This is a genomic window from Leptolyngbya cf. ectocarpi LEGE 11479 (assembly GCF_015207065.1).
GTDB classification, from domain to species: domain Bacteria; phylum Cyanobacteriota; class Cyanobacteriia; order Phormidesmidales; family Phormidesmidaceae; genus Leptothoe; species Leptothoe ectocarpi.
The window spans coordinates 1-7,530 of sequence record NZ_JADEXP010000317.1 but is presented as its reverse complement, the minus strand read 5'-3'; the positions used below and the strand labels follow the sequence as shown (position 1 = coordinate 7,530).

General features: G+C 46.0%; 10 protein-coding genes. 4 read left to right on the top strand and 6 right to left on the bottom strand.

Annotated elements, in window-relative coordinates; genetic code table 11:
* Positions 1–100 precede the first annotated feature (100 nt).
* Entirely contained in the window at positions 101–589 is a 489-nt protein-coding gene (locus IQ260_RS24180; protein WP_193995640.1) for a sterol desaturase family protein, read from the bottom strand.
* A gap of 86 nt (positions 590–675) precedes the next feature.
* Positions 676–861 (bottom strand): hypothetical protein, encoded by a 186-nt coding sequence (locus tag IQ260_RS24175; RefSeq protein ID WP_193995639.1) that lies wholly within the window; start codon positions 859–861, stop codon positions 676–678.
* 234 nt (positions 862–1,095) lie between these two features.
* On the opposite strand from IQ260_RS24175, the gene IQ260_RS24170 reads away from it, so the two are divergent.
* The gene (locus tag IQ260_RS24170; protein ID WP_193995638.1) at positions 1,096–1,632 is read left to right on the top strand and encodes an SRPBCC family protein; all 537 of its coding nucleotides are present in this window, start codon (positions 1,096–1,098) and stop codon (positions 1,630–1,632) included.
* A 1-nt stretch (position 1,633) separates the two neighbouring features.
* On the opposite strand, the gene IQ260_RS24165 is transcribed toward IQ260_RS24170, so the two are convergent.
* Positions 1,634–1,819, bottom strand: a complete 186-nt coding sequence (locus IQ260_RS24165) for a hypothetical protein (RefSeq protein WP_193995637.1) — start codon at positions 1,817–1,819, stop codon at positions 1,634–1,636.
* A gap of 245 nt (positions 1,820–2,064) precedes the next feature.
* Here IQ260_RS24165 and IQ260_RS24160 point away from each other — a divergent pair, with 245 nt between their 5' ends.
* On the top strand, positions 2,065–2,733 hold the full coding sequence (locus IQ260_RS24160; RefSeq protein ID WP_193995636.1) for a class I SAM-dependent methyltransferase: 669 nt from the start codon (positions 2,065–2,067) through the stop codon (positions 2,731–2,733).
* A 270-nt stretch (positions 2,734–3,003) separates the two neighbouring features.
* Here IQ260_RS24160 and IQ260_RS24155 read toward each other — a convergent pair whose 3' ends face one another.
* The 3 genes from IQ260_RS24155 to IQ260_RS24145 form a co-directional block, all read right to left on the bottom strand.
* Positions 3,004–3,834: an alpha/beta fold hydrolase gene (locus IQ260_RS24155; protein ID WP_193995635.1), complete on the bottom strand. Its 831-nt coding sequence runs from the start codon at positions 3,832–3,834 to the stop codon at positions 3,004–3,006.
* 206 nt (positions 3,835–4,040) lie between these two features.
* Positions 4,041–5,234 (bottom strand): DNA cytosine methyltransferase, encoded by a 1,194-nt coding sequence (locus IQ260_RS24150; protein WP_193995634.1) that lies wholly within the window; start codon positions 5,232–5,234, stop codon positions 4,041–4,043.
* A complete protein-coding gene (locus IQ260_RS24145; RefSeq protein WP_193995633.1) occupies positions 5,227–5,871 on the bottom strand; it encodes an Eco29kI family restriction endonuclease in 645 nt (214 codons plus the stop codon). The genes IQ260_RS24150 and IQ260_RS24145 overlap by 8 nt, the downstream gene beginning before the upstream one ends.
* Positions 5,872–6,366: 495 nt before the next feature.
* On the opposite strand from IQ260_RS24145, the gene IQ260_RS24140 reads away from it, so the two are divergent.
* Positions 6,367–6,663, top strand: a complete 297-nt coding sequence (locus tag IQ260_RS24140) for a tyrosine-type recombinase/integrase (RefSeq protein ID WP_193995632.1) — start codon at positions 6,367–6,369, stop codon at positions 6,661–6,663.
* Between the two features lie 343 nt (positions 6,664–7,006).
* The gene (locus IQ260_RS24135) at positions 7,007–7,249 is read left to right on the top strand and encodes a hypothetical protein (RefSeq protein ID WP_193995631.1); all 243 of its coding nucleotides are present in this window, start codon (positions 7,007–7,009) and stop codon (positions 7,247–7,249) included.
* The last annotated feature ends 281 nt before the right edge of the window (positions 7,250–7,530 follow it).

Genomic DNA, 7,530 nt, shown 5'->3' with positions numbered 1-7,530 from the left:
TTGACTCGTAGGATTTGGGCTTCCCGGTCTTGGATCGTCATAGGTAGGCATCCAGTATGGCTGTAAATCCCTACTTTGAACTATTTGAGACGATACCAAGCTATGGCGAAAAATTAGTGACACTAACGGCATTGCAATGGTGAAGACGATGCCGCTCTGGTGTGGTGATGCATAGCCAGCGGCAAAGGATTTTAACCAGTCTAGGGGTGCGATAGTCAGGGGCAAACTGATGTCGCCAAATCACATGGAGCTGGGCTAGCAGTAAGCCGACAACGGTGCCCAAGGGGGATATCAGCCACAGTAGGGGTACCCATATCAGATAGGGTAGAGCACCTAAAAAGCCCGGCAGTAAGGCCTGGGGGCAATGCTGGCGCAGGGCATAGCTGACAAAGCTACGGTTGGGGCTGTGGTGCACAATGCTGTGGTAGCGACCAAAGACGTGCTCAGGCACATGGTAGATAAACGTCGCAACAAAGTCTCCCAGGAGGAGCAGCAGCAGAGGAATGCCGAGTATTTGCCCAAACCAGTGCCCAAACCAGTGCCCAAACCAGTGCCCAAACCAGTGCCCGAACCCATATAACTGTTCCATTGCTGATTGCCTCACAACTCTTCGGCAACCTAGCAGAGTCAATTTAAAATTTATTTAATATTTGGTTTAGAAATGATTTATATTTCCTAGCGAGTTGATTGCACACTGCTGAAAAGCGCGATCGCAAAACAAGCCAAGATCAAGAGCCAAATAATGATCCCTGGCAAAAACGCCAGTAGCCCCACACCCCGCAAAACCCAGACAATGGCCGTCATCGCCATGGTGGCCAGCAAAAGTTGGGTAATTGGACGCAAACGAAAACGGTTAGCCATGGGTCACGCTGAGTGGGTGGATATTCTTGAGCAAATATTCTGAGGGAAAAACAAGGTTTACTAAGGTTTTACGCAATAATGTGTCTGCTTGATACTAGTCTTACGCTGGCTGGTTAATAATGGCAACGAATCAGTAGAATTTGGCAGGCCACCTAACTAACTGTCTAATTTGAGGGGCGTTACCTGATCTTGTGAGTTTATTCAATACCTATAGAGTTTTTCCTTATTCATCCTATGGTTTCGACAACACAACAGGCTGCTTTACTGCGCGGCGATGTCTTGATTGCAACCAACGCTCATGCTGGAAAAGGAGCGGCTGTGACCGCTCAAATGTACGTACCGTTGGTGCGATCGCAGCTCTGGGAACAGCTCACTGACTATAGCCGCTGGGTTCATTACTTTCCCGACATCACCCAAAGCCGCGAGCTAGAAGCCTCCGTCAAACAGCACGTCAAGCAGCAGTCTAAACGCATTACCCGTAAGCTGTACCAAGTAGCCCGTAAAGCCTTTATCCTCTTCACAGCCCAAGTAGAAATTTATCTACATGTCGTTGAGCACCTACACCAGAGCATTCAGTTTCGCCTAGAGCGAGGCACCTTTGCCGACTTTGCCGCCGACCTGGTACTTGAAGATTTTGGGGATGGCACCCTGCTGACCTACTCAGTGCAGGCCACCCCGATGATTCCTGCCCCTAAGTTTCTACTGGAGCAAGCCATGCGCATTGATTTGCCAGGCAACATGAAAACCATGCGACGGGTACTGTGCCAGTAGGCTAGCTGCGTTCCACAAATAATCTGCCTGCGGCCAGGGCGGCACTGCTAGTGGCATATACATGACCGTCACTCAGCACATCCAACTCACGGTTGATGACCCAGCAGCGATAGCCATCATCTTGCCGGCTAATTTCAATGATCCATCCCACCCGGGCAGATATTTGCACTACCCGAGTTACATCCATGATGGCGGGCCTCACACACGTCTATGTCTAGATTAGCAAACAGGCAAACGTACTAGCATTGGTATCACAAGAAACATCCATAGAGTTTCGAGTTTGGAGGATTCGGTCTTAATATTCTCTAGAGAACGCAGGCGCTCGCACTCAAACAAAGCACCGTAGCGGCCCACTGCCCGTCTTTACCTGGGGCTTTTGTGCAGTTCCCTTAACGGTCTCTAGCCAAAACTAATCAATAAGGCCTCTCCCCAATGTCTACCAAAATTCTTAGTCTCACTGAAAATCTCCACAATTATCTACTCTCTGTCGGCGTGCGAGATAGTGAGATTTTGCAAGAACTTCGAGCAGAGAATAATCAGCACCCTATGGCAGTGATGCAGATTGCGCCAGAGCAAGGCCAGTTTATGGGATTGCTGGTACAGCTGTTGGGGGTAAAAAAGGCCCTAGAAGTGGGAGTATTCACTGGCTATAGTTCACTAATTGTGGCTATGGCTATGCCCGCAGATGGCCAGTTAATTGCCTGTGATATTAGTGATGAGTATACGGCTATGGCCCGTAAATACTGGGAAAAAGCGGGAGTGGCCCACAAAGTTGACCTACGCATTGCCCCGGCACTGGACACCCTTGATCAGCTGATTGAGGAAGGCCATAGCAACAGTTTTGACTTTGCATTTATAGATGCAGATAAAAGCAACTATGACAATTATTATGAACGAGCGTTGCAGCTAGTGCGTCCAGGTGGCCTAATCGCAGTAGACAATGTGCTGTGGTCAGGACGAGTGGCTGAGCCAACAGAGCAACAGGATAATCGTACACAACGTATCCACGCGCTAAATGAGAAGATCCATGGAGATGGACGGGTATCTATGAGTTTGGTACCCATGGCAGATGGGTTAATGCTAGCGATGAAACGGGCTTAACGAGACGATGTAACACCGCTTTCTCTTACAGCTTCTACACAGCCATACTCTGAACAGTTGTCGAGATAAAGCAGGACTACCTCGTTTAGCCGTATCAAGCCAGTCGTGGATACGGATCGACTGTACTCCATCGGGTGCAACCGAATAGTTAGATGGCGATGATCGCAAGTACAATAATCAAAGAGTTATTAGAAAGACTCATCGCTTGTCAGTAATTTACGCTGAGTCGAGGGCGGTTGCACTGATTATCAGCATGCTTTGATACTCCAACTAATCAATTTGCTTGTCTGTCAAAAAATTCACGAATTCCTCTAAGATCATCTGCGGTGCCTCCATCTGTGGCAGATGACCCACATTGTCCAAGGGCTTGAACGAAGCATGATGGATGAGAGAATGAAGTGCCTCTCCTCGTTGCAGCGGGATCCAGGGATCATCTCTCCCCCATATAATTTTCACTGGACAACGAACCTCCCCAAACAATGGCTCGATTTCAGCGGTATACCTCTCATCAGCCTGTGCAAACTGTCTATAGAAACTCTTACGTCCATTTTCCGAAAGCCAAGGCTCGATCAATTGTTCAAGATCTGTATCATCAATGTTGTTCATCAAAGCACCTTCGATATAGGCCCTGACGATCGCTCGATGAATATGCGTCGGAAGCCCAAGAAACGCATCGATATGACGGCCTACATGGTCGAAAAACTCTGAGCCCCAAGGGCGCATTGCTACGACATTCATCAGAATGTATCGATCAAACTCACACCCATGCAGCAAATGGGCTCGGAGAGTCGTCGCGCCGCCGAAGTCATGGGCAACAACTAGCGGTTGCTTAAGCTTCCAATGCTCAACCATCTCAGCAAAAATCTGACCTTGCACATCTAGTGATGTGCGCTGGTTTTCAGACTTGGCAGATCGTCCATAGCCTGGCATGTCGTACCAGTAAACTCGAAAGTGTTTTTCAAGTTCGGGGATAATGTGGTGCCAGGAAAATGAAGACCACGGCCATCCATGCGCCAAGATTAGAGCAGGGCCATCACCACCTGTACCTGCAGCCACCGCTCCTGCACTTGTTTCTACATACTGGTCAAGGTGCCAAGACATGGAGGCTCCGTTCTTTTCAGCAATGATTGGAGGTGGCTGTGACAGCGGATTGTATAGCCTGCATATAACGCATCTGCCTAATACTTTTCCCTACGGATGCACTGTACTTTAATCATTTTACTTAACATCCAAAAATTGAATGAAATGTAGAGCACTAACGGTGGAGTTGTGCGGCGGCAAGCGACTGCTAAGTTTTATCAATCCCTTTATCCCGTCCGTACCAACGAAGTGTTAGCTGTTTCATTTGACCGGGGAGATATAGCTTGGACTAAAGAGTTAGCTATTCGATAACCCAACTCTACAGGTACAGCATTACCGATCTGCCTCATCGCTTCTGTCCATGAGCCAGAAATCCTATAATTGTCCGGAAAGGTCTGGATTCTTTTGGCTTCAAACGTAGTGTAATAGCGTATTCGACCATCTTGATATCTAATCATATTTTCTCCACCAGGAACTCCATGATCTCCTGCCTTAAGAGCTTTAGAGGGCATATCAATATAGCTACCAGTATGTCCAGGATAAGATCGCGCACCTTCTCTCAAGACATGTTCATTATCAAAACTACCTTGGATGTCAGGAGCTGGAAGTTTTCCAATTTGATCCCGAACTGTCTTCCAGGGTTCTAGAGAAGGAGGAAATAAACTAGGCTGTTGCATGAGCTGCTTAGCTCGTTGTTGTGTTCTTTGGTCTAGATTTTCCATTTCTAATGGATTGACCTCATTTCTCGTCCAGTAAGCACCAGTAATAAATTGTGACCACAATAGAGAATCTAAAGAATGAGATTCTTCAGGAAAAGACCACTCGATATTTAAATCTTCTCTAATTCCAATAATAAAAACTCTTTCTCGGCGCTGAGGAACACCATAATTTGCAGCGTCCACTAACCGAAAAATAACATTATATTTGATGCCATCATACTTTCCTGAAGTGTGAATCTCCTCAAGCCTTGCAAGATGATCTTCCCAACGTTCTAAAGCTCGAAGAGAAAGGTCAGGATATCTCAACCTCAAGAGAATGTACTCAAAATAGCTATTGAAGGACTTACGCAGCAATCCTTTGACGTTCTCAAAGACAAAAGCTTTAGGTGTACAAATACTTATCGCTTTACAGGCGTAAGGGAACATATCTCGTTGATCCATATTCCCTTTATGTTTTCCTCCCATCGAAAATGGTTGACATGGAGGTCCACCAGAAACTATGTCAACATGACCAAATTGTGAAAATTTAAATGTACGAATATCTACATTACGCACAAGCTGAGCACTGTAGTTATTAGCTAAAGTGATGCAAGCATCCTTGTTCCATTCAACAAAAGCCGTGTGCTGAACTCCAGCTATCTCTAGACCTTTTGCGAGCCCTCCAGCTCCTGTGAACAGCTCTAAACAGGATAATTTAGGCATCTTCTTCATTTAATTCATTCATAAAATCTTCAATGCTTTGCAAGAGATCTGCTTTATTAGCGTGAACTCCCTGACATTTTTCCGCCCAAAGGCGACCTGGGTGGCAAACATCCCAGTCAGATTTTGCTTGCTCATATCGCCCTTTTCCAGGATCGTGGTTACCAAAACCATCAATTAAAGTATTCCAAAGTGGTTGATATTTCCTGATAAGAGCTGCTTCAACAGTTCCAATCAAGTCGCTTTCTTTATCCTCAAGAATCATGAGTCTACAGAAAAAATCGGAGCTGTTTACACCTTCTCCGATTTCTATACTGCGACTATGTTCTCTTATTCGATTATTTAGTTCATAGCTTTTTGTATCTGAAGATGATGACTGTCTAGCTTGTCTCCAGCCTTTGGGGACTGCTTTTCCAACATAGACAGGAATATGAAATGCAGTCCTATTAACTGAATTAAATCTTGAATAAATTCCAGACTTAGCGATGCAATACAAGGCATAAACACCTGTACCGTGAAAACGTGTAGGCACGGGAATTGGATGCACAGGCGTACCGTTAAAAAAACGTATTGTGTCCTTGATTATTTCATCAAAATCCGGAGAAACGTAGACATGTTTAGAGCGGTCAAAACTATTCATATGACTAAATTTAGACCGATAACCGTGAGCAAAGCAGCGCCATATTATATTCGATTTTGCTACCCTTATGTTTGAAGTGAAGCTAATTTGCTACCAGGAAGCATTAAAGGGACGGCAGCAAAGGCCCTAGACGGTTAACTTGTAATTCAGTGTCAGATCTGCTGGATAAAACCTTACTTTCTAGATCTTATCCAGCAGATCTGCGCTATAAAACCCCTATTCATGGAACTTATACCGAATTTTTGCTGTATAGTTCCGGGAATCCAGGGTGTTATTTAGCACTTTTGATAGTTAAGTATGGGAAATAGGGATCTTATCCAGCAGCTTTGACAGATAAGCACCCCTATAAGGGAGTTATACAGCATTTATCATGGCACTACCCAAGCCGCCGCGCTTGCTAGATCAAGTTAGAGAAGTTGCTCGTTTAAAGCATTTCAGCCTTTCAACTGACAAGTCCTATACCCACTGATAGTCCGTCTGCTTTACGAAGCGAGCATGCACTTGATGGAAGGGCTTACACCTACATGTCAAGAACCTGGATTAAGAAGACATCAAGTGCATGAACACTCTGTACAACGGTCGGTGAAACAGACTATTCAGCGTGCTGGCATTACAAAACACGTTGGCTGCCATACCTTTCGCCATAGCTTTGCAACTCATTTGTTACAGAATGGCTATGACATTCGCACCATTCAAGAACTGCTTGGCCACAAGGATGTAAAAACAACCATGATTTATACCTATGTGCTGAATCGCGGTGGACGTGGAGTGCGGAGTCCATTGGATTTGTAATCAACTGCAATATTTTTGGCTTGACGTGCGAAATGACTTAGCGGTACCTTAGTTCTCACGCCCTTCTGGGCATGACCACAAAGCTCAATATTTGGCACTGGCGGCAGGTGCTGGACACACCAAACCGCCAGCTAACCCCCAGGACTGATATAGGCAGTCGGAGGCTTGGGATACTTTATCCTATTGCTACCCCGGTTTGCATACATTCTCGGGGTAGCTAAATTTGAGCTTTGGTTTCTTCCTAAACCGCGACCGAATGAAAGTCCGTAGTTTTTTGACTGCGAACTTCGTAAGTTTGGCTGTGGCCAAGGACTCACAACACTACGTTTGGAGACCAAAGCTTATGCTTCTCGATATTACCCAGGGCGCTGTTGCGTCCACATTGTCTGTTGGCACCGATCCGTTGCCCGAGCATCAATACGAAACCGTCCGGCACCTGGTTTTTGGCAGCCTCACCGGGGTACGGCTCACCATCCAAGACCTGCACAACAAACGCTACGCCGAACCCAACGACTGGAGTAAACCCATCTCCACCGGACGCCCCAATGAAGTCATGGTCATTTTGACTAAACGGGTAACAGTATAAAAACTCCCGTAGTCCGCCATGCAGCAACAATAAAGGATGCTGCATGGCGGTTATTAACCTGCAAAGTCAATGGGTAACCATCAGCTATACCTTAGCCACTGCTGATTCAGCTAAGAACTTTTCTAGTTCTGTCAGCTTATCGGCATCAACTTTGGTTTGCATCGGGCAGAACTTAGGCCCACACATGGAACAAAATTCTGCTGTTTTATAGATATCAGCGGGTAGAGTTTCATCATGATACTACCGCGCCCTCTCAGGATCTAGGGACAGGTCAAACCGTT